1 protein-coding gene is annotated in these 1,524 nt (G+C 38.1%); it reads left to right on the top strand.

All coding sequences use genetic code 11. The features are described 5' to 3' along the window. Positions 1-786: 786 nt before the first annotated feature. Positions 787-1,425, top strand: a complete 639-nt coding sequence (locus WBA23_RS18415) for a sensor histidine kinase (RefSeq protein ID WP_424583746.1) — start codon at positions 787-789, stop codon at positions 1,423-1,425. Positions 1,426-1,524: the final 99 nt, after the last annotated feature.

Consider the following 1,524-nt stretch of genomic DNA (forward strand, 5'->3'; position numbering starts at 1 on the left):
GCTTAAAACAGAGGCAAAACGAGGCTTATCCACTGATCTTTCGCTTATGAAAAAGTTTTAAAGCTGAAGATTTTACTAGAGGATTCACCTTTGAGCACAACTCCGAGGGAAGTGCTTGAAGATTTAAAGTTAGGTTTGGTTACCGCTTCGGATGTACGCACTGCCCGATTGGATTTGACGGCGGCTCCCAACCGGATCAACTGCAATATGCAGTGAAGCAATCAGAAATTCGGTCGCTGTAACTGAGCGGACGGTTGACCCAATAGTTAGGCAAACCTTTTTACACCGAGAGATGCAAAAGCGTGGCGCAACAAAATTTTTGCAGAATTAATAGTTTTTCAACTAATTAATTTATCCGTTACGGAACACTCAAATTTTTCTGCTTTACGCAAATCTTGATCAAGATAACAGGAAATGTTGATAAATAAACGAAATCAGACCCTTTATAGGTTAGCTTTTATTTCTTCACCGATCATGGCACTGTACGGCCTTTCACCTATCTATATTTTCGTTCATATCGATGTAAAAGACTTTATGCAAGGTGTATTGTTACTTACTTTTGTTTCCCTTAAAATTTGGGTAATTAATATTACCATATTAAGTATTTTCTCCCACCAAAAAAGGTGGAGGTGGTATATGACGAGTTACCTTCTTACTATAATATTAGTTCTAATCACCTTCTATTTAAGTTCAAAATTATTATTCATTAAACAATACTCTTCTCAACAGCCAAATATAGAGTTTCTCTACCCTTTAATCTCAGGTATCGCGATTAATACCATTATCTTGATCATTATCAACGGGTACATCATTAATAAGGAGAAATTACAGGCGCAAGAAGAAAATCGCCAGCTAAGAATTAGTCAGTTAGAAACCGAAAACAAGCTGCTGTTACAACAGCTTCAGCCTCATTTTCTCTTTAACGCACTTAGCACCCTTAAATCTCTCATCCGTACCAATGTATCCGAAGCCCAAGACTATATTCTAAAATTATCCGGTTTTCTCAGGTTTTCGTTTAACGCCCGCAAGAACCCGCTAGTGACCGTAGATGAAGAGCTGATTTTCGTGCACAACTACATCTCACTTTATCAAGCCCGGTTTCCCGAAGCGCTACGGTTCGATATTGTAGACTTGGAACAGGTAAAGCATAAGTATATCCCTGTCTTTGCTATTCAGGGTGCTATAGAAAATGCGATCAAGCACAATGCGTTTACTCCTAAAAAAAAGCTGCACATTTCAATATCTTTGGAAAGCGACCATTTAAGAATCACTAATAACAAAATCTACAAAGCGGAGGTGGAAAATTCGGGAATAGGGCTTAAAAACCTGAACCAACGCTATAAAATAATCGGCGGGTCCAGTGTAGAAATACAAGAAGATAAAACTCACTTCACCCTGTGTTTAAATCTTATCGATCATGCTTAAAGTGGTAATTGTTGAAGATGAAGCACCTATAGCGAATGATCTCAAAGAGACACTTCAGTCAATAGACCCTGAGATGGAGATTATTGAAACACTTTATTC

Origin of the sequence: Tunicatimonas sp., from assembly GCF_049647865.1 — a bacterium.
Taxonomy (GTDB): domain Bacteria; phylum Bacteroidota; class Bacteroidia; order Cytophagales; family Cyclobacteriaceae; genus Tunicatimonas.